Genomic DNA, 21,749 nt, shown 5'->3' on the forward strand with positions numbered 1-21,749 from the left:
TAGTATTTATCATTTTCGTTAATAGGAAGTATAAACTACCTTAATTAATAGTAGTGCTAATTTTTTAATATTTTTATAAAAATCATTAACTAGCAAGTAAATATTGAAGACTTAAACTATCTTTTAGTTGTTCACTTAAACATCAAGCTACCTATTTATGATGTAACGAATGATTTTGTTGAACTAAACCTAAAAATAATAATTAACACTAAAAAATATCAAGCTAGAGACTTACAGGGATTATGCAGAATTTAATAATAAAAATACTATTACTTATGGCTATCTTCTTTATGTCTAATGCCTACGCACTAGAGATATATAAAGATGATCAAAACTCTGTTGCATTAAGAGGTTTTTTTTCAGGGCTGTATATCAACTCGGATACTAGTGATGAAATCAGCGATGCTGGATCAAGATGGGGCATAGATTATACAAGAGCGATAGAAAATGATTGGACTGTTGGCTTAACTTTAGAGTGGGGCCTTAACTTTGAGAACAATAAAAACTTTACTTTAAATGGTTCTAATCAAGCGCCACAAGGTTCAAGTGATGATGTGATGTTTGCCCGCCTTGGCTACATATCTTTTAGCCATGATGACTACGGCACTATAGGAATAGGCAAGCAATGGGCGGCTTATTTCGATGCTACAGCTGGTACCGATGTATTTAATTATTGGGTTAACTTAGGTAGTGGTGCATTTAATCTTAACAGTGATGGTGGAATTTCAGGCACAGGTAGAGCAGAACAATCAATCGTTTGGAGAAAAACCTACGGTAACTTAAAACTAGCAGCGCAAGTTCAAGCTAAAGATGAGCCTGTTGTATTAGAGCTAGATCCAAACAGTCCAGGTTTTGGCCTATTAAATGGTGAAACTATTGCCACAGTTGGTAATGGCTATGGATTTTCAGCAATGTATGCCTGGCAAAATTTTACATTAGGTTTTGGACACAATAATAATGAAATCGAGCTTGCCCCTATTGTTGGTGGAGGTAGTGAAGATGATGTTATTTCTGCTGTTTCACTTACCTACGGAACCTTTGGCACTGTAGGGTTTTATGCATCGGCAATGGCGGCACAATCTGAAAATCATGAGATTGATAATACTGGTAGGTATTTCGATGCACTCGGGTCTGAATTTGTACTGCGCTATCAATTTGACAGTGGCTTTGCGCCTTATGTGGGATTTAACCGAGTAGAAGAGGATGATTCATCTTATCTAGGTGAGTATGAGTTTCATGTGAATATCATCGGCGCTGATTATTTATTACAAAACTTACATGCCAAATTATTTGCCGAAGTAGCTATTCACGATACTACCTATTCGTTAGGTAATGAATTTGACGAAACCGAGTTTGTTATTGGCGCAACATTCTTTTTATTCTAATTAACAGAGACACAGCTCATGAAAATTAATACTAATAAGCTACTCAAATATACTTTTATACTATCAGGGGCTTTTTTTACTAATTTAGCCATTGCCAATGATGCTGATGAAGCTGCGAAAGAATTAGCAAACCCAAATACGGCGTTCGCCAGTTTAAATATTAAACCTCAATATATTGCTTTCAAAAATGAAAATGGTGAAGACTTTGAAGAAACAAGTTTATTGTTTCAACCTGTCTTACCCTTTCCAAGAGATGACGGTTCAAAAATAATTGTTCGACCTGCTATTACAGCCGTTGAAGATAACGGTTTTGGTGAATCAGGTATGAAAGATATCTCTTCTGATGTGTTTTATGCACTACCTACCGTTGTCGAAGATAGTATTGCAACTATTGAAGGTTTTGGTGCGTTATTTTCTTTGCCTACAGGCTCTAGTGACTTAGGCCAAGGTGAAGTGACGTCAATAGGTGCATCTTATATTTTAGGTAAAATAGCCGCTGATAATATTAAATTATTTTTTCCTCAACACTTGGTTAGTGTTGATGAAGGTGATCTAGGTAATTCGGGTAAAGTGAATCTTACTACGATCCAACTTGGCTATATTAAGTTACCTGGTGGTGGTTGGAATTATGGTACCGGTCCAAAAATCAAATATAACTGGGAAGCAGAAAGTGGTGAAGAATGGACCGTACCACTGAATTTCAGCATAGGTAAAACAACCGTTTTAGGTGACCGACCATGGAAGTTTAGTTTGGAATTTGATTATTTTGTTGTGACCCCTGAACCGATTGGCCCTGAATACCAAATCACATTCACCATTACCCCGGTAGTGCAAAATACTTTAGCAAATTGGTTTTAATTAAATAGGAGGTTTTATGGAGATTAATAGTTCTCGTTTTACTCGAAAAATATTATCTTTAAGCGTTTTAGCTTCATTGATAGCTTGTACTTCAACAAGCGCTGATACAAGTGTAAAAATTCAACCAAGGCCTGAAAGTGCGCCTACGGCAATGACCCCATCAAAGCCATTTAATCTGGCCGAACGACCTACAGAACCTGCTAAATTTGAAAAATACATCCAATATTTACTTGATGTTGCAGAACCTCGTACACCTGCACAACTAAAAGAAGATGATGAAATTAAAGGCCGCTATAAAGACGTAATGATTGTCGATAGCCTTTGGGTAGGGGCACCTGACTTCCCTGCAGGGTTTACCGCAGATCTTTACGACCAAAGTATGCAAGAGTCTTTGGACAATAAGTTTAACGTAGTCTCTGCTACTGTCACCAATGCTGGGCCTGATACAGCAGATGTTGTAAAGGCTCGAATGGAAAAAGCAAATAAGCATTGGGCAGAGCAACCTAATAGATACCTGCAAGTAAAAACAATTGACGATTTTTATAAGGCAAAAAAGGAAAGTAAGTTAGGTGTTTTTCATAATTTCCAAGGCATGTTACCGCTAAGTCAAACAGGCGATAAAAAAGAAATTAGCCAAAATATGGAAATGTTTTATGACTTAGGTATGCGCCAATTAATGTTTACCTACAATATTGATACTGTTTATGCGGACGGTGGAGTGTCAAATTCTGATGGCACTGATCAAGGAGTTCATGAAGCAGGCTTCCATACTATTAAAGAGGCCAACCGTTTAGGTATTGCTTTAGACTGCTCACACTCTTCCAACGAAACATGTGTAGAAGCTGCGCAATATAGTAATGCGCCTATTATGCTTTCACACTCAAATTCAGACATGCTGCAACCTATAGACAGAAACGCATCAGATAAAGCAATTATGGCAGTAGCATCTACAGGTGGTGTTGTCTGCATTAATTTTATTGGCGGCTTTTTAAACCCCGTTGCTGATGCTTCACCGTTCCAAATAGCCAAACATGCTGAACATATTAAAAACCTAGTCGGCGCAGAACACGTATGCGCAGGTTCTGATTATGTATGGAACTATGCCGATACATTACTTTGGATTTTAAATAACCCGCAAAACTTTCCTGTAGAAATGGGCTACGCTACGCCATCGCATATGGGTAAACCGAAAGAGGTTTGGGGGGCAGCTCGTGTACTTGAGGAGACTTACGGTTGGACCCAAGAAGAGGTTGCCGGTTTTTTAGGTGAAAACTTAGTGCGTTTCTATGAGCAAGTGTGGAGCATGAGACAAGAATAAAAGCACGTTTTGTTGAACTGAACAAATTACTAACAAAGTTAATTTAATAGTTAACTTTGTAATTTACTTAACAAGGATTAAAGATGAATTTGAAACAAACTCTAACAATAAGTCTTTCACTAGTGGCTATGTCCTGTAGTGCAGACAGCACTCAAAAGGTTACCAAGGTTGAGTATAATAAAGAAAAAATGCAGCAATCTATGCTAGAGCCTGTTCCGTTTATTGATAAAGCGGCAAAAGCTCGACCAGCGCTTGATGCAAGTTCTGAAGAAATTGAAGCGTACGTACAGTACCTTTACGATGTATCGGTACCAAGAACACCAGAAGAAATAGCAGGCGATAAAGCCGTTATGGCTCGTTACAAAGACGCTTATAACTTAGACAGCTTATTTATTGGTACACCTGCTGGCTTTCCCGCGATGTTTACGCCAGAGCAATTTGATGTTTATGCTGGTCTTTCTAAAAAAGCTAATTTTGATGCTTTATCATTAACCATTTCTAATGGCTCAGATTCATCTATCGAGTATACCTATAACACCATCCAAAAAACGACGGAATATATTAAAAAGCATAGCGATAAATACCTTCACATCACGACAATATCAGACTTTGAGAAAGCAAAAAAAGAAGGGAAACTTGGAATTCATTATAACTTTCAAAGTATGAATGCATTTGGCGATGAATCTAACTTTATCGAAAATATTCGCAAGTATTACGAGTTAGGTATTAGACAAGTTAATTTTACCTATAACAAAGATAACCTGTATGGCGGTGGCGGGGTATCTAATGGTGACGGCTCGAACGACGGCGTTTCTGAATTAGGTGTCAAAGCGATTCAAGAAATGAACAAGCTTGGGATGATTGTTGATTGCTCCCACTCATCTAATCAAACCTGTATTGATGCTTCTGTTGCATCGGCAAAACCCGTGATTATGTCTCATTCAAATGTTGGTACTTTAATGCCTATTGACCGTAATGTTTCAGACCAAGCAATGCGTGCTATTGCTTCAACAGGTGGCGTTATTTGTACTAACTTTATCGGTGGCTTTTTAAATAAGCATGCAATGGCTCGCCCAACCGATATTGCCAAACACGTGCAATACGTACGTGATTTAGTTGGCGTAGAAGCAACCTGTGCAGGCTCAGATTATGTTTATAACCTAAATGACTTAAACAAATGGATATTAGCTAATCCTGACCAATTTCCACCTGAAATGGGCTATGCATCACCTTCTCAACTAGGCTTACCAAGTGAAATTTGGGGTGTTGTACGCGTATTGGAAGACAGATACAACTGGACAGAAGAAGAAGTACGCATGTTCTTAGGTGATAACCTACTACGTGTGTATGCGGCGAACTGGAAATAGGCAGTCGGTAACTTAACGAAGAGATAACTAGCATGAAAATTTTAACGTATATATTAACAATCCTTATTGTTTCAGCAGGTTTAATGAGTACGCAGGTAAAGGCGGACGAACCTGACTTACGTCATTTCATGTTCATTGGTGAACCCAATGCAAAAGCGTGGCAAATGATGGTGAAAGACCCAACAGATAGAAAGCAAGCTGTTGGGGCTGCTTTTAAAGCGTTAGGTGGCGATATCGTTAGCTATTATTGGGGCTTAGGCGATGGTAAAAATTACATTACAGTTACTATTCCTAATGATAATGAACTTATTCAAGCTATTTATTTGATGCGTATGCCTTCTGGATTACTCAACTCTTATCAAGTGATAGAGCTAATGCCAAGCGATCAAATGAGTGATGCCTTAAAACGTTCAGCAGAATTACTATCAAACGATACTACAGTAAAAAAATAATATTAAATTATCTAGACTAAATAACAGGAATTATGATGAAAAAATTACTCCTCTCACTAGTTTTTGCAGCAAATTTTTCAGCGATTGCTGCAGACAATAAAGAAGAGTTACCTAAACAAACATTATTTACCAATGTTCATGTCTGGGATGGTACTAGTGAAGGTATCACCAAAAAAATTAATGTATTGGTTGAAGGTAACCTGATTAAAAAGGTGCGTGCGGATAAATCTGATGCACGTAAAGATGCAACCATCATTAATGGCGATGGCAAAGTATTAATGCCGGGATTAATTGATACCCATACACATATTGCCGTACCTGAGCAACTGGACGTATTAACCAATAAAGTAGACACAATTTACTGGGGGATTTCAGCAGCGCAGGTTACACAAGACTGGCTAATGCGTGGCTACACAACAGTTAGAGATGCCGGAGGCCCTGCGGTAGCAGTGATGAAAGCGGTAAAAGACGGTAAACTTATTGGTCCAAGAGTATATCCATCAGGCCAAGTGATTTCTCAAACCTCTGGTCATGGTGACCATCGCGACTATAATACGCCACACCCTAATTTACCGGGCAATACTCCTCAAAAAATGCAAAAGCCTGAAGGGCTTGAAATGATCTGTGATGGAGTTGCTGAAGTACTACGTTGTTCGAGAGAAGTATTACGTACAGGTGCAACTCAGTTAAAAGTAATGGTTGGCGGTGGCGCTTCATCAAGTTTTGGCCCGCTTTACACGTTGCAATACCTACCCGAAGAAATAGAAGCTGCGGTGCGTGCAGCAAGAGATTATGGCACTTATGTCATGGTGCATGCTTATCATGATGAGTCGATTTTTAGAGCGATGAACGCTGGCGTTCGTTCCATTGAACACGGCACCTTAATGAGTGAAAAAGGCATGAAAGCCATTATGGAAAAAGATGCGTGGATATCGCCTTATTTCACCATGCTGTCATTACCTTGGGAAACAATTGAAGCCTATGTTGGCCCTCAAAATGCCCCTAAAGCCAAGCAAATTTATGACGGCGCTAAAAACCAATTGAGAATCTTAAAAGAATCAGGTTACGACAAAATCGCCTTTGGCGCTGATGTTGTTGGCCCTTTATCGGTGCAACAAACTGCCAATAATGAGTTTGTTGTACGCGCAAAATACTGGAAGCCTGTTGAAGTGCTAAAACAAGCCACCTTCAACAATGCGCGTATGCTAAAAGAAGAAACCGGATTACGTAATCCTTACCAAGCGGGTGATTTAGGTGTGATTAAAGCGGGCGCTTATGCCGATATGATTTTAGTTGATGGTAACCCATTAGAAAAAATTGAATTATTGGTAGATCCAACAAACACTTTAAAAGTGATCATGAAAGACGGCATGGTTTATAAAAATACACTTTAGTAACAATACATTAGCGGTTCAAGTAATAGCATTTAAGTTCAAATGACATTGCGTTTTCTCTATAAAACAAGGAATTATCATGAAAATAAAAACAATTGTAACAGCCTTAGCGTTGGCACTAGCTTCATCACAAGTGTTAGCAAGCACAACACTGTTCAAAAACGTCAATGTATTTGATGGTAGCAAAGACAAACTACATAAAAACTGTAGTGTGTTAATTGAAAAGAACACCATTAAAGACGTATGTACTAAAACAACAACAGCCGATGTGGTGATTGATGGTAAAGGTAAAACGTTGATGCCTGGTCTGATCGATAGCCACGTGCATTTTAACTTAATGAATCCTGGTGGCGTGCGTGAACTTGAAGCCATGAGTTGGGAAAAAATTGGCGCAGGTGCAGCATATGGTGCGACAGAGTGGTTAGCTAACGGTTTTACTACCGTACGCGATATGGGTGGGTTGTACACAGGATTAAGAGAAGTGATTGATTCTGGTATGCTTGACGGACCACGTATTTATAATGCTGGTGGTTTTATATCACAAACATCAGGACATGGTGATTGGCGCTCAACCGCAAGCAGCGTAATGGGATTAAAGCATACTGACAGTAACACCGAACGTTTAGGTATTGCTCGTGTAGTAGATGGCCCAGCTCAAGTAATGGCTGGGGTACGCCAGAACTTTGGTGCGGGAGCAGACTACACCAAGGTCATGATTGGTGGTGGCGTATCGTCTGATAAAGATCCATTACATTCCTTACAATTTACCGAAGATGAAATAAAAGCAGCGGTAGAAGCATCAGAAGCATGGGATACCTATGTTGCAGCGCACGTTTATCAAGATGAGCACATTGATAGAGGGATTGATTTAGGTATTAAGGTATTTGATCACGCACAGTTTATCAGTGAAAAAACCCTGAAAAAGCTAAAAAGTAAAGGCTATTTCATTTCACCGAATACTAACGGCATGAACCCTGATTTACTTAAACACCCGGTTTATGGCAACCCTGACTTACCGCAATACCCTAAAGTGGTTGAGTTTATGGAAAAAAGTAAGAATCTATTCAAGCACTTAAGAAAAGTTAAACCTAAAATTGTTTTTAATACCGATATTGTATTTACAACAGGTGCAGCATTGAGATCAGGTATTGATTTTCAAAAGTATGACTTAGCACGTGGTATTGGTAATTTCGAAGCGCTTAAATCAATGACATCTTACGGTGGTGAATTAGCCGCGTTAACCGGTAAAAATAACCCTTACCCGAAAAAGCTAGGTGTTATTGAAAAAGGCGCATACGCAGACATTATTATTGTTGACGGCAACCCATTAGAAGATATCACAGCTATTGGTGCTCATGACAAATGGTTAGATGCAGAGCCTCGCGGTAAAGAAATAGCGTCAATCAAGTTAATTATGAAAGATGGAAAAGTGTATAAAAACACGTTATAGGTCTAAAGCATTAATTTAAAACACCATCATCTGATGGTGTTTTTTTCAATGTTAAACATATGAAAAGATTAATGCACACTTCTCTTAAATTGTCTTCTGCATCATTGATAAATGCATGCGTACTGATAAATTACTTGGGATCTGATATATAGGTCCCATTTTTATTTAATTACGGAGTATCAATGTTCATTATCACGATTTTACTCGCCTTTTTCTTTTTATTTGCAAGCTCGATAAAAGTACTTGCTTGGCAGAAGTTTATTTTTAATACGCAGCTTAAGTTTTTTATAAAATATGGCTTAAACCGTACTCATATGCTTTTGGTAGGTTTGGTTGAATTTATCTCATCAGCACTATTAGTTTTATCATTGGTGGTAGGTAATGCAGAAATACAAACCCTTGGTGCACTTGGGATTTTCTTTACATCTATTGGGGCAATATTCTTTCACCTTAAATTTGATACTGTTAAGGATGCAATAGCTGCAATAGTAACTCTTATACTTTCTTCAACTTTAATTCTATTTAATGGCGTATTAATTACTTTATAGTTTAAAGCCTATGCCTTATTCATCGTTAATTTAGTATTGGCAATACGATAACATGTTCTAACAGGATGATGAGTAAATGGTATTATTTGGCGTTTATTTTATGATAAAATACGCCATTATTTTGCTCCAATCTTATTTGTTTTTGTAGGCATTTGTACTGTCTATATATGATGTTTTGTGAGCCATATTGTGTTTTAGGTGTATAGTTTAAAAACTCTTGTACCTTTTTTAATAAGGTTTTAGGCCAAAATTGAATAATAAAATTTTTACAGAAAAACTCTCAGTCGCCCCAATGCTTGATTTTATTTAATTCAAATAATGGTTATAAAAATCAACAGTATAGCCATTCTCATTTCAACTTTTGGGCCTATTTAGGGCCTCAGATACCAGCAAGCAACTCACAATCTCAATATAGTTTACTAAAACCTCTACATCAACAAAATTTATCACTTCGTGATGGTGGAAAAGGGTAGCCATATCTATTATAGATATGATGGCAGTTACGCCATTACTTTTTTGACAAAGTCCACCGCTATGAGAGATTAAACATCCCCAATTATTTAAGATAGGAGATTGTATGGGATTTTTTAGTCGCTTATTCGGTTCATGTAGTAATGAAGGTACACGCACAGGGCCGTTAACCAATATTGATGGCACCCCAATGTGCGGAAGTATCGATATCAACGGAAATCCGTATGGGGTTACCGATGATGATGATCCGATATCATCATGTGACCCATTTGATGATGATTTTGGCTCAGGCTGTGGCTTTGATGAATGGTAGGGTTTGCGTTTAGCGCAGATCTTTTGATTGAGTTTCATAATGTTTGTCATGAACATGGTTTAGAGCACAGCATAGCCTGTGCTCTGCTTAATTTGACTAAGAATGAGTTTGATGCTCAGTTAAAAGCAAGCGCACCTACCCACCCTCGCACTGTAAACAGGCTATTGAGGTGTCTTGAGATCTTTAATCGTCTTTATCAGCTTAACTATGTCGAAGCACATCACAAGGCTCATTGGCTTCGTTCTGCTCATAATAAACTAGATGCCAGGCCTATCGAGCTAATGTGTACCGACCTCGGTAGCTGTAAGGTCTTAAAATATCTAATTAATGAGGCTGATCTTAGTTAATCTTCACTGTAATAGTGTGGTCGCGCGACCGATACACTAGCGGTGCTAAGTTTAATTATGTAAGCCTATTAATGTTTCTCTAGCGAGACTCTGCTAGCTGTAATCGATTCGTCTCATCTAGTCCACATTGTGGTCTTATCTTATCCGGAACTTAGCTTCGCTCCGTATGTACAATTTATTTCTATCTTGCCTTTGTGCCACGGTCAATGTGCTTTGGGTTTGGTACTGGTTTAAATGCGAAATGTTTGATTGATAGTGACGCTGATATTATTCGTCTTTATTATGTCGCTTAAGTGGCAATAGCGCTCTTAACCTTAAATTGTCAGCTCAGGTTTGAGCTACTACAACTAAGGTATTGAGTTTTATAGGTCTAAAGCTTGCTATCCTTATATTTCAGACAAAAAAATAGCGCCATAAGGCGCTGTCTTTATTAGTACTTTATTGTAAATAGCCATTCCTGCACACTAAAGCAAAACTTTGGAACAGGGTGGCTTTAGTGTAATGCAAATCAGTAGCGTTATTATTATGTTCCTCAACTGATTTCACCGAACAGTTAAATGAATATTATCTATTTAACTTTAGCAACCTTGTAGTAATTGAAACGATTGTAGTTGGTCACAATGTAATCGTTAATTAATTCGAAAAATCTTTCTGATTTACAATAATATTGACGGCCAAGTTCATTAAGTTCAGACTCATATTTTTTCTGAGTATCAAAGACACAAATAACACCATCTTTTAAAGAATAATTAGTATAATCAAGCTCGGCAGACCGAAACTTTAGTGCCTGCTTGACCAGTTCACTTAAATCATCAGCTCCTATAATACTCAATAGGACTTGAAAAATTTCACCTCGGTCATAGAAATAGTCGAATGCCTGTACGAACCCACCATTTACCACCCTAAAATGAAAGTTTATCCCCCAATAGACCTTTTTATCAATTAGATTTAGTGCATGCCAATATTCAGGATGGGGAGAATGTAGAAATGCTCCACAAGTTGCAAATAGTGCATAAGATGAAGGAGCAGTTTCGAATGAATTTTTCATGATTTTACCTTAGTAGTTAGTATCACTAAGGTTTATACATGACCAAATTATAAAGTAAAAAGTGTATCCTTTGTTTTCTATTAATTACCCATAAGGCTATATCAACTAAAAATATTTTTAAAATTTTATATCCATACTTCAAACTTTACTACTGTGCTTTTAGCCTTTCTACAAAGATGAAACTCTTTAAAAATAAAACTCACGGGGTCACTAGGTTCGTTTTCTAAAGCTTTTTAGCTAAGCCATACCTTCAGGTAAAGGAGCTGTATTCTACTCTCTTGGTATACCAAATGCATTAATTTCTTGCCATTCTATAATGTCTTTGATCTCGTGTTTTGAAGGTTAAACAGTAATATTTCAAGAATAATGAGTAATAACCCCTGCCTAATCTGCAATAATCGATTCTATATGCTCAAGCTGTTTTTTTTGTTGTTCTTGAAATATCATTACTGTGAAATGTAGTGCCAAGCCCCTTCGTTATTCCCGCACTCCAAAATCTGTGGCCAAATTTGCCACCGTTCAAATCCGCGACGACGCCACCTACTAATGCATGACTAGAAATTTGTTATACTGTTTGCCCACTAGTTAATATGTTACCAGCAAAGTTTGTGAGAGAATTTATTCCCATTGCATTGCTATATTTGTATGTACAACCCATCACCCCTTTGCTTACTGTATTTGATAAAAATTATATGAAAATTATATGAAAATTATATGAAAATTATGAGTGTTTTTTTTGATTTATTACTCTATGTCATTGTAACTTCAATAATAAATGCTTTTTCTTTTTACACTCCAGCAATTCAATATTACAGAAGGGAATCTAATGTCGTCATCTGCCATTAGTGTATTTACACGTAACCACACAATTAAAACATTCATATCGATTGTGTTTCTATTTTTTATAGGCACATTTCTCGCTCATGCAACTAATGATAAAATAAAGAACACGGACAAAGACCGTGTCGCGAATGAATATTTCATCGTATTAACAGATGCTGCAAAGCCAAAATATAACCAAGCATTGGCTGACATTTTCAAATCCATTCCCAAAGAGCTTATTGACAATGAAAAGGTCAAAGTATTAAAGAAATACAAAAACATCAACTCTGCGTTCGTTAAAGTGCCAGATAACCTCGTTGAGTATTTGGTAGATAATGAAGACATTCAGTTTATTGAAGCAAACCAGGTTTTAGAAGCTGGTCCATATATTCCACCTAGTGATGGTTTTGGGATAGGTATCCCTGAAGCGCCAGTAGAGGCAACAGGTTTCTTTGGTGAAGAGGGATACGATTGGGCAGTAAATCGTATTATCCAACGAGAGCCATTGCCTTACAGTGACCCTTTCGATACAACGTTTAACAGTGGCTTGCCTATTGACTTATTACACCCAGGTCAAGGTGTTGACGTATACGTGTTATCTACAGGTGTAGATGAATACCACTACTTATTCGAAGGTAGCGCTCAGCATATTTATACCGCAAGTGATATTACGAACCAAACCCCTGGTGATGTAAATGGTTTTGGTACAATGGTTTCGGGTATCGTTAAGCAAGTGGTGAGCGATGCTAATATCAAAGCTGTCAAAATACTTAATGATAGCGGAAGTGGCCCGCTCAGTGCGCTTATTGAGGCATTAGATTACTTAGGGGATGGAGGTGACTCAACGATGTCACCAAATGCGATTATTCTCATACCGTATGGCTTTGGCGGACAAAACTACCTGATTGAAAGTCAAATAGATTTACTTTTTATACAAGGGCATACGGTTGTTGTCCAAGCTGGTAATTCCAATGCAGATGCATGTTCAGAAACACCTTCGTTTATAGGCAGTTCGATTACAGTTGGAGCAAGCGACATAAATGATGTTACTGCTCCATTTACAAACTGGGGGGCATGTGTTGATTTGTTTGCTCCGGGCGTGGATGTGACGACATTTGCCCCCATTAATGACATAATAACAATTTCAGGTACAAGTCTTTCAGCGGCCTACGTAGCAGGTCTTGCAGCGTCATACACCTCTTCGTTACTGCCTGGTTATCCATATATAGGCGAAGTCAAAGATTTTGTTGTTTATAACGCAACGTTTGATGTTTTAAATTGGAATGAACCAATACATAGTTTGAGTCCTAATGTATTCTCATACATTGAAGAAGATGGCTCTCTGATGCATGAGCCTCCAGGTGACTTAAATCAGGTATATATATCAACATCTATCTCAACAGATAGTACATTCAGTATATCGTGGGATGAAATACCTTCAACTAGTTATTATAAAATTGAAGAAGTGCTTAATGGTGTTGGTGGTGGTTTTTCAACGTATTATATCAGTGATATAAATGGGGTTGTCACCAAAACTTATACGAATAAACCTGACGGTGATTACAGTTATAACGTGCAAGCGTGTAATAACTATGGTTGCTCTAGTGTTGTTTCATCCGCGGTGATTACTGCCGATGCACCTGCGCCTGAAGATATTGCGTCTATTACTATCTCTACAGAGCACAGTTTGTCAGGTAGTTTTACCGTGTCTTGGGATGTATCACCTACAGCTACCGACTACTTTTTGAACTCGTCATTTAACGGCGTATGGTCTGGGTTTGTTGATATAAATAATACTGTTTCTAAATCTTATACAAATAAAGCCAATGGTACGTATAAATATCAAGTTAAAGCATGTTCTCTAGGTGGATGTAGTTCAATTGTTGAATCAAACGAAATCGTAGTAGATGTTGAACTACCTGAGCCACCAGCGTATATAAAACCTTCTCAAACTACCGTAGAATCAGGGTACTTTAACGTTGGTTGGAGTAGCTCGGAAGCAGCAACCTATTATAAATATTCTTGGAAAAAAGATGCTGGCTCTTGGAGTTACGATCAAAACTTTACGACTACATTTCGTAAATATTATGAGTACGTTGGTACCGGTAATGGTCAATATACTTATCGAGTAGCGGCATGTAACCTTGCTGGTTGCAGCGATCATGTTGAATCAGTTCCTGTTACAATCACAAATACAGAGTTAAATCTTAACCTTGTTATAACAACAGCTAGAGCTTACATGATTCCTGGAAATGACTATATTAATATCACTTGGGAGAGCGCAACTGGCGGTAATGCAAATTTTTATATTACAGCTAATTATAATGGAAAATCAAAGACTATAATCACGCAAAACCCAGGGTCTTATAAATATTATCCAAAGGAGACAGGGACGTATACCTTTATTGTTCGAGCGTGTAATGATACTGGTTGCGGTTATAGTTTTAACGGGGCGGGAGGCGTTTCTTTTACTTATATACCTCCAATATGGCACGAAACTGGTGGTGATGTAGAGAATGACGGGCTTGTTAGTGCTAATGAACCGACTTCTGATTTAGTACCTAGTCTACCTGCCCGAGCGGGTGTGAATACTGGTCAAGCAACTTATAGTATCCCCGTTGAACTCCCTCCGGGACGAAACGGAATGCAACCTAGCGTAAGTATTCAATATTCAAGTGGGCGAATTAATGGTGTTGCAGGGAAAGGCTTTGCTCTCTCAGCGACAGGGAGCATTCATTTCTGCTCTGCAACCCTTGCTCAAGATGTCGGCAATTTAGTTTCTTACGGGACTAATATACCGTCTAATGTAAGGCTTTGCTTGAATGGGCAAAGGTTAGTCAAAGCGCCAACGAGTAGCTCAAGTTATGGCATAAATGGCGCAATTTATCATACAGAGATTGATAATGGTATTGTTGTCACGCAAAGCGGTACAGCTAGTGAAGGGCTTGGTGACTCAGGTATAACCTTTACAGTTAGTTACTTGGACGGACGTGTTGAGGGGTATGGATTAGAAGAGGCTTCTGTAGAGTCCGTCGCATCAGAATACGAATCTTCATGGCTATTGAAATATCAATCCGATGTCACAGGTAAGAATAATATTACTTACAATTATTCATCTTATGGACTCCATGAAAAATTACTTACTAGTATTAATTATACCGGAGAAACAACTTTATTGAATGATGGTCCATCCAATATTATTTTTAATTATGAAACGAGGGGTGACAAATCGATAAAATATCGTTTTGGTCGTCAATTTGAAACGTCGCAACGATTAAGTAGGATAGATGTTAAGCACGATGCGAACATATTGCATAACTACCAATTTACTTACGGGGATGCCAGTATTGCGACTGGTTCAAGCTTGTTACGCTCAGTCACTAAATGTTTGGGCAGTTTAACAACTTCATGTTTACCTGAAACGAGCTTTAACTGGCAAGAAGACGACGTCACTTATGAACCTAAGAAACTCTCGAATATAGACAGTAATGTTATTAACTTACACCCAACAGGTGACTTTAATGGTGATGGAATTCCTGAATCTATACAAGTATCAGAAGTTTCGAACGGGACGTTTAAAAAAGAACTAGTGACTATAGATTTAGGTGACCTAAATACTACTTCGTTAAAGGAATTGTCCACTGATGATGAGTACCGACCAAAATCACAAGGGTTAGTTGGAAGTTTTGATGTTAACTCTGATGGTATCACTGATTCTGTTTTAACAGAAGGCGCCGCTCATTTGATGAGGTTAAAATTTTACAGTGGAGGTAGTTATTTGGGTCAATATCTCACCGATATTAGCAGCGCATCTAATACTATCATTGATAAAGTAATGCATATTGATATTAATCAGGATGGGTTACTAGATTTAGTTGTTTCATACAACGTTAAAGGTTCTGGAAACAAGGCGAGCTTTTATATTAAAGGTTATCTTGCCCTAGGCCCAATGCCGGATATTGATTATGACTATGCTGATAACAATGTACTATTAGCTGAGATAGTTGATTATGACCTCATCAACGAGGCAACAGATTTTAATACCGGATTGTACTACGTAGGCAAAGAGGTAAGATTCAATGATGATATTTACGTAGACCTTCTACTTTATCGTGATTATATAGATTACCAAGATATGGGACACAAAATACTATTGAGTTCAGGCTATTCTGATGAATATTTCTGGAATATTACAAGCTTTTCAAGCAAGTTCTCAGAATCGGGCTTGAATGAATTTCATCGCTGGGTAGACATTAATAATGATGGACTTGTTGATTTTGTAAGTGTACGACCTGTAATAGAAGAGTTTTATCCATATGTTACATCCGATTCTCATATTCATAGCAATGAAGAAAATTATAATGAAATACATAGTCAGACTTATCAACCACTCGACCTTAGTAGAACGAATGCTGATGGGGATCTTGTTTACAAGTATAATTCTGCAAGCGTATGGCGTTATAGACTGAATAAAGGTGACGGAAGTTTCACTGATGGAGAAGATTTAATTGTAGACGATGCTACAAATAAATCTGTAAAAAAATGCCGCTTGCATTGGCCGGACGATATAACATATTATGGAGATTTGACGCCTGTTGTTGGTGACGATGAAGCATACGAAGAGGCATACGAAAATTATGATGGCACTTGTATACTTTCTAATAGTTTAGGAGATAGTGTTCTAAATGTTGCACTTTCACCGGTCTTAGGAAGCTTAATTCAGCCAACAGATATTAATCAAGATGGGCGAATGGAGTTAACGATACCTAATGTAGCAGGAATAAACCATATTCAAGATGACCAAGTCTCTGATACTAAGACGCAAAATTTTGAAGTAAATCCGTATGAATTTTATTTCGATGAAACAGAAGATAAATTCGGTTTAAGACCTTTAACTGGTTACTCAATGTTTTCAACCCTTGCTTCGGGATCTAACTCTATAGATATTAGCGGTGATGGGCTCACTGATTACATATATAATAACGTACAAGGAAATGCAGATACATCCTTTGAAGATGAAGGTGTTTATATATACGAAAACCTAGGTTCTGGTGGGACAAAGTTGCTCCCAGATACTCTTTTGTCAGTTAATAATGGCATGAATATCATTTCAGCATGGGAATATCACCCTTTACCAGAGGAGTTTGACCGTAATTCGACTGAAGATTCACTTTATAGAACAAAGGCAGGCAATGACATAGAAGATGAATTTGGAGGTATTTACAGTTACCTCACCCCTAACTCCTTTGTCGTAAGTAAGTTTACTCAACGTCAAAATGTTGATTATTCCCCTAACATTGTTGAAAATGACTATAGTTACCAAGGTTTTGCCTACAACAAAGAAGGACGTGGTTCTAGTGGATTTCATTCTATAATTGTTGAAGATAAAATCAAGGAAATAAAGACAAGGACTGATTTTTTACAAACGTTCCCATTTACAGGTAAGCCTAAAGCTCAAGCTACTTATTTATCAGGTGTAAACATCAATTATTATAGCATAAGCTGCAATAATACATCTTACATTGCATGTACCACCTATGATTGGCGAGTAAACTCAAACAACACTTCGAATATTTATCTTTACTCCAAAATCAGCAAACAAAGTGACTACGATGCGTCAGCGTACATGATAGTTTTGCCAGGTATGGAACCTGCCTACCCTTTATTATCGCAAAGCACGACAACTGTTACTGATATTGGTGAATTTGGCAATGTGAAAGTGCAAAACAATACACATTATGATGTAAACTACGGTACGAATGAAATGATAACAACCAATGTGTACGATGAAACTGTTGGTTGGCCAAAGCTTAATTCAACAACAACCGTCTATAAGACTGTAACTTCTCGACATTCAAATGATCCATTTGACCTTACTTTAGATGAAGAAAAAACCATTACTAGTGTACTTACAGACTATGATTTAAATGTAAGGAAACCTCAAAAAATTACAGTGAATTCGTCAGATGCCACACATATAAATAAAATAATTAATACAAACTATAATGCTTATGGTTTAGTTAATTGGTTTGAACAAGAAGGTCAAGTCTATAGCGTAGTTGATGGCACTCCAACACGTAACAGTATAAATGAAAAGCGTAAAACTGTTTTTACTTATACAAGAGATGGGCTAAGTGTGAGTGAAGACGGGCACCTTCCTTTGACTGTAACAAATGCGGAGTCGGAAGAAACATCATTTACTTATGATGTAACAACGGGGCAAGTGATTACTACTACACTTCCTACAGGTTTGCAAACCAGAAACTCATATGATGATTATAACCGAGTTAGAACTGTGGACACATTAGATTATTTAGGTGCAGCTTTAACTCCAACGACCTATTATGCATATAAATCTACTCTTGATAATTCGGCTCCAAATTCAGCCTTTAGTCAGCGTATAACTCAACAAGTTGGTAGTCCAGATGTAACTGAATATTTTGATTATTTAAATCGTCCAGTACGTAGCAGTGTAGTTGCTTTTGATGAAAACTTAATCTTTAAAGACACTCAATATAACAATCTAGGCCAAGTGTCCTTTTCTTCAGTACCATATAAAGATATTAATGGAGGAAGTGATCTGGGGAGTACCTATTATTGGGAACGATTAGGCCGATTAGAATATGTGGAAACTGATTCGATAATTGGTAAATCAAATACTACGATTTTACATTCTGGCTTTGATAAAACAACCAAAGTGAATAGCGACCTAATTAACAGAACTTACAGCAATAGCTTAGGGCAATTAATGAGTTCTAGTGATGACAATTTTAATACTTCATATTTCTCATATGACAGTATGGGTAATCCTATCGTTATTGAAGATGTGAACGGCAACAAAATAAAAGCCAAATATAACGGCTTTGGCCATAAGATATATGTAGAAGATCCGAACCAAGGCACAACGTCTTATATCACGAACAGTTTCGGGGAAGTTGAATTTGAGACAGATGCTAACGAAAACACAATTGATTATGAATACGACCTACTGGGTCGACTTACAAAACGCATCATAAATTACAAAGATGAAGCATTAACTAATGAAATCGACAGTTTCATGTATGATACTAAGGGTTTGTTAAAACTTGAATGTAAGGGAACCATTACGTTAGAGAGTTGTAATGGTGATATGTATAAATTCTATGAATATGACTCTAATGGACGTGTTTTAAAGATAACCTCGACGATTGAAGGTAAATCGTATCCCGTTGAGTATCAATATGATACATATTACGGTCGCATAAAAGCGATTGTTTACCCGAACGACTTAACTCTAGAGTATCAATATGATAGTAATGGTTATCTGCTTAAAGAGGTGAATGCCCAAACCGGCTATGTATATCGGGAAATCAGGACAATGGATGCATGGCAAAACGTAACAGGGGACAAACTAACTAATGGTTTATTGTTTGGTGATTATCATTTTTCTGATAGCACAGGTCAGATGTTGACTAGTGAAGTAAAGAAAGGGAGTGAGTTTGGTGAATACAGGCACCATATTGGTTATACCGGTTTCGACCATTTAGGTAATGTCACAGACCAAACTAACTTTATGACGAACCTTGTTGAACACTTTGACTACGATAGTTTAAATCGTTTAGATTCTAGCACACACGATAATGGAGGTGAGTATTGTACTGACAAACCAGAACTATGCACCGTAAATTATGATTATGATGCTTCAGGTAATATATCTGTAAAAAGTAATTACGCTACAGATTACCAGTATGGGGACTCAGCTAAAAACATAGGAAATGCAGGGCCTAATGCAGTTCACCAAGTCACTAAAATTAACGGGGCTGGAGCTGTTAACTTTACATACGATAATAAAGGAAACATGACTAGCGGTGATAACATGCTTGCCAAGTATAATGCTTTCAGTAAGCCTGTATATATAGATAAAAACGGAAGTGAAACTGAATTTTCTTATGGTGCAGATATGATGCGCTATAAAAAAGTAAATTTAGATACAGGCATTAGTACAATATATGTTGGTAAGTTGTATGAAGCGGATTATCAAAATGATAAACTTATTGCTTGGCGAGCTTACTTAGGTAAAGCAACCATAAAGTACGATGAAACTAATGCACATCAGCTAATTTACACTCATAGCGATAGGCTAGGAAATGGCACAACATTCACAAATCATGATGGTGAAGTACTTAATAGGCAGAGTTACACTCCATTTGGTAAAGTTAGTGCTCAAGGCAGTACTTCGATCCTCACTAACCTGACAAACAGAGGTTTTACAGGACATGAAAGCCTAGATACTGCAGAGCTAGTTCATATGAACGGTCGGATCTACGATCCAAACCTTGGCCGTTTCATGAGTGTTGATCCGTTCATTCAAAGCCCGACAAATACCCAATCTATTAACGCTTATTCGTATATTATGAATAATCCTGTGAATGGTACTGATCCTACAGGATATGAATGGGTCGAAGGGTGTATTGCAGATGGACATGGTAACGATTGTGGAGCACCCTCAGGCGGAAATAGCAAAGGATGTGGTGGGTTTGGTTGCTTACCCGGCGAGCAACCTAGTGGAGCGTCTAAAGGGCAAATGACTGCCGCCGCGAATATTTGGGCTAATAGAGGCAAAATGGCGCCTTGGCTAACAGGAGAGTTCCACACAAAAAATCCTCAAATGCTATCTTCATTTCAAGTATTTTTATTAAAATTAAGATTAGAGAGTTTAAATAGGACTTGGGAAAATTTAGAAGATGAACTAAATGGAATTAAGCCATGGGATAATAATAGAAAATATATAGACTTCGCTAATAAAGTAGGTAAAGAACTTAAGATTAACTTACGTAGGGCTGAAGTTAGCATAGCTAAAATAACTAATGGTGGGGTTGCATCAGTTGATGTTGGTTATGGAACTCCAACTATTTTTTTAGATAAAGAAGCATTCGATTCTGTGTCATTTATAGCTGAAAATTTGTTCCATGAAAGTTACCATATATTACAGAATGAAGATGATATGAACCCTTACGCAGAAATAGAAGCTCACCAAAAAGTACTAGAAAATAAAGAGGCTCTTAGACTAAGTATTTTTGGAATACGTAGAAACGAGGGCATGATTAAACATTATCAAGAAGAGTTAAAAAAGTAATGGCTGTAAATTTATTTAAAACATCAATGATATTTTTTATTATCCTATTGATAATAATCACCTCTATTTATGGAAGTCGGTTTCTGGGCAATGATGCATTTCTGAGCTTAGATGAGACAGAGTTTAATCATTTTAGAGTCGTTGTTAATGATGAAAATGAAATTAGATTGGCTTTTGAGAAAGATGTATATGGCTCAAATAACCTACTATACATCAATATATATAAAAACGAGTTTAATTGGACTGATTTTCAACAAGAAATAGCTCAATTAACTACCACTAATTACTGGAAAGAATATAGCATCTTGAGTTCTCAAAAAGAGATTTATGTATCAATATTGGACTCCAAACTTGATAGGTGTGATAAAATAAGGGCCCAGAGAATTCGAAAGCTATATGTCATTGTTACGTCAGAGCAAGGATGTGAGGAAAAACACTACAATCTTGATAAGTTGTTTAATGAGTCAAATTTTGAAGCATTCTTCGACCAAAAAGAAGCTGTAATGAAACTCGCGGCAAAATTAGAGAAAGAAAAATATAATTATGTTGGTTATAGGCAATACAACTGTTTAAATCGAGATAACTTAGACAAAACTTTTTGTAAAGAGTTAATGGAATACTCACAAGAAATTAACGTCGACATTAACTAGTTGACATTAACTAAGCCGGTAATTTAACAATTATCGGCTTAAATTTTATTAGTTCAGACTAGAGCTGACATAATTGAAAGCCGAATAGTTAACTCCTCCGTGAGTTAACTTTTTTGTTGAGGGATATAAAGTTGTGAGTTTTACTTTGTAAATAAGGCCTATCTAAGCTTTGTAAAATTAACTAGCCTCCCAATGTAACTAAGCCGATAAC

Annotated in this window: 12 protein-coding genes; 11 read left to right on the forward strand and 1 reads right to left on the reverse strand. The window is 37.3% G+C overall.

Translation table 11 applies throughout. The features are described 5' to 3' along the window. Positions 1 to 242: 242 nt before the first annotated feature. The 9 genes from FNN08_RS14245 to FNN08_RS14285 all read left to right on the forward strand — a co-directional run bounded on the left by FNN08_RS14245 (position 243) and on the right by FNN08_RS14285 (position 9,556). Positions 243 to 1,385, forward strand: a complete 1,143-nt coding sequence (locus FNN08_RS14245) for a porin (RefSeq protein WP_143586959.1) — start codon at positions 243 to 245, stop codon at positions 1,383 to 1,385. Positions 1,386 to 1,403: 18 nt separating this feature from the next. Beyond that, the gene (locus FNN08_RS14250; protein WP_143586960.1) at positions 1,404 to 2,243 is read left to right on the forward strand and encodes a hypothetical protein; all 840 of its coding nucleotides are present in this window, start codon (positions 1,404 to 1,406) and stop codon (positions 2,241 to 2,243) included. A 16-nt stretch (positions 2,244 to 2,259) separates the two neighbouring features. After that, the gene (locus FNN08_RS14255; RefSeq protein ID WP_143586962.1) at positions 2,260 to 3,561 is read left to right on the forward strand and encodes a membrane dipeptidase; all 1,302 of its coding nucleotides are present in this window, start codon (positions 2,260 to 2,262) and stop codon (positions 3,559 to 3,561) included. A gap of 83 nt (positions 3,562 to 3,644) precedes the next feature. Further along, the gene (locus FNN08_RS14260; protein ID WP_143586964.1) at positions 3,645 to 4,928 is read left to right on the forward strand and encodes a dipeptidase; all 1,284 of its coding nucleotides are present in this window, start codon (positions 3,645 to 3,647) and stop codon (positions 4,926 to 4,928) included. Between the two features lie 32 nt (positions 4,929 to 4,960). Then, positions 4,961 to 5,380, forward strand: a complete 420-nt coding sequence (locus FNN08_RS14265) for a GYD domain-containing protein (RefSeq protein ID WP_143586966.1) — start codon at positions 4,961 to 4,963, stop codon at positions 5,378 to 5,380. Between the two features lie 35 nt (positions 5,381 to 5,415). After that, positions 5,416 to 6,774 carry a metal-dependent hydrolase family protein gene (locus FNN08_RS14270; RefSeq protein WP_185962679.1) on the forward strand — a complete coding sequence of 453 codons (1,359 nt, stop codon included), beginning with the start codon at positions 5,416 to 5,418 and terminating at the stop codon, positions 6,772 to 6,774. Between the two features lie 79 nt (positions 6,775 to 6,853). Beyond that, positions 6,854 to 8,224: a metal-dependent hydrolase family protein gene (locus FNN08_RS14275; protein WP_143586970.1), complete on the forward strand. Its 1,371-nt coding sequence runs from the start codon at positions 6,854 to 6,856 to the stop codon at positions 8,222 to 8,224. Between the two features lie 182 nt (positions 8,225 to 8,406). Next, entirely contained in the window at positions 8,407 to 8,772 is a 366-nt protein-coding gene (locus tag FNN08_RS14280) for a DoxX family protein (RefSeq protein WP_143586972.1), read from the forward strand. A 577-nt stretch (positions 8,773 to 9,349) separates the two neighbouring features. Beyond that, positions 9,350 to 9,556, forward strand: coding sequence for a hypothetical protein (locus FNN08_RS14285; protein ID WP_143586974.1), 207 nt, complete (start codon positions 9,350 to 9,352; stop codon positions 9,554 to 9,556). 915 nt (positions 9,557 to 10,471) lie between these two features. Here FNN08_RS14285 and FNN08_RS14295 read toward each other — a convergent pair. Next, on the reverse strand, positions 10,472 to 10,951 hold the full coding sequence (locus FNN08_RS14295) for a DUF4375 domain-containing protein (RefSeq protein WP_143586978.1): 480 nt from the start codon (positions 10,949 to 10,951) through the stop codon (positions 10,472 to 10,474). Between the two features lie 826 nt (positions 10,952 to 11,777). Between FNN08_RS14295 and FNN08_RS14300 the strand changes: the two genes are divergently transcribed. Both FNN08_RS14300 and FNN08_RS14305 read left to right on the forward strand, forming a co-directional pair. Further along, positions 11,778 to 20,888: an RHS repeat-associated core domain-containing protein gene (locus FNN08_RS14300; protein WP_185962680.1), complete on the forward strand. Its 9,111-nt coding sequence runs from the start codon at positions 11,778 to 11,780 to the stop codon at positions 20,886 to 20,888. Further along, positions 20,888 to 21,538: a hypothetical protein gene (locus FNN08_RS14305; protein ID WP_143586982.1), complete on the forward strand. Its 651-nt coding sequence runs from the start codon at positions 20,888 to 20,890 to the stop codon at positions 21,536 to 21,538. The genes FNN08_RS14300 and FNN08_RS14305 overlap by 1 nt, the downstream gene beginning before the upstream one ends. Positions 21,539 to 21,749: the final 211 nt, after the last annotated feature.

It is taken from the genome of Thalassomonas sp. M1454, assembly GCF_007097525.1.
In the GTDB taxonomy this organism is placed as follows: domain Bacteria; phylum Pseudomonadota; class Gammaproteobacteria; order Enterobacterales; family Alteromonadaceae; genus Thalassotalea_A.

Coding starts and splice junctions, on each gene's coding strand:
- FNN08_RS14280 (WP_143586972.1), top strand. CDS start 8,407: ATGTTCATTATCACGATTTTACTCGCCTTTTTCTTTTTATTTGCAAGC.
- FNN08_RS14245 (WP_143586959.1), top strand. CDS start 243: ATGCAGAATTTAATAATAAAAATACTATTACTTATGGCTATCTTCTTT.
- FNN08_RS14305 (WP_143586982.1), top strand. CDS start 20,888: ATGGCTGTAAATTTATTTAAAACATCAATGATATTTTTTATTATCCTA.
- FNN08_RS14275 (WP_143586970.1), top strand. CDS start 6,854: ATGAAAATAAAAACAATTGTAACAGCCTTAGCGTTGGCACTAGCTTCA.
- FNN08_RS14265 (WP_143586966.1), top strand. CDS start 4,961: ATGAAAATTTTAACGTATATATTAACAATCCTTATTGTTTCAGCAGGT.
- FNN08_RS14285 (WP_143586974.1), top strand. CDS start 9,350: ATGGGATTTTTTAGTCGCTTATTCGGTTCATGTAGTAATGAAGGTACA.
- FNN08_RS14300 (WP_185962680.1), top strand. CDS start 11,778: ATGTCGTCATCTGCCATTAGTGTATTTACACGTAACCACACAATTAAA.
- FNN08_RS14295 (WP_143586978.1), bottom strand. CDS start 10,951: ATGAAAAATTCATTCGAAACTGCTCCTTCATCTTATGCACTATTTGCA.
- FNN08_RS14255 (WP_143586962.1), top strand. CDS start 2,260: ATGGAGATTAATAGTTCTCGTTTTACTCGAAAAATATTATCTTTAAGC.
- FNN08_RS14260 (WP_143586964.1), top strand. CDS start 3,645: ATGAATTTGAAACAAACTCTAACAATAAGTCTTTCACTAGTGGCTATG.
- FNN08_RS14270 (WP_185962679.1), top strand. CDS start 5,416: ATGAAAAAATTACTCCTCTCACTAGTTTTTGCAGCAAATTTTTCAGCG.
- FNN08_RS14250 (WP_143586960.1), top strand. CDS start 1,404: ATGAAAATTAATACTAATAAGCTACTCAAATATACTTTTATACTATCA.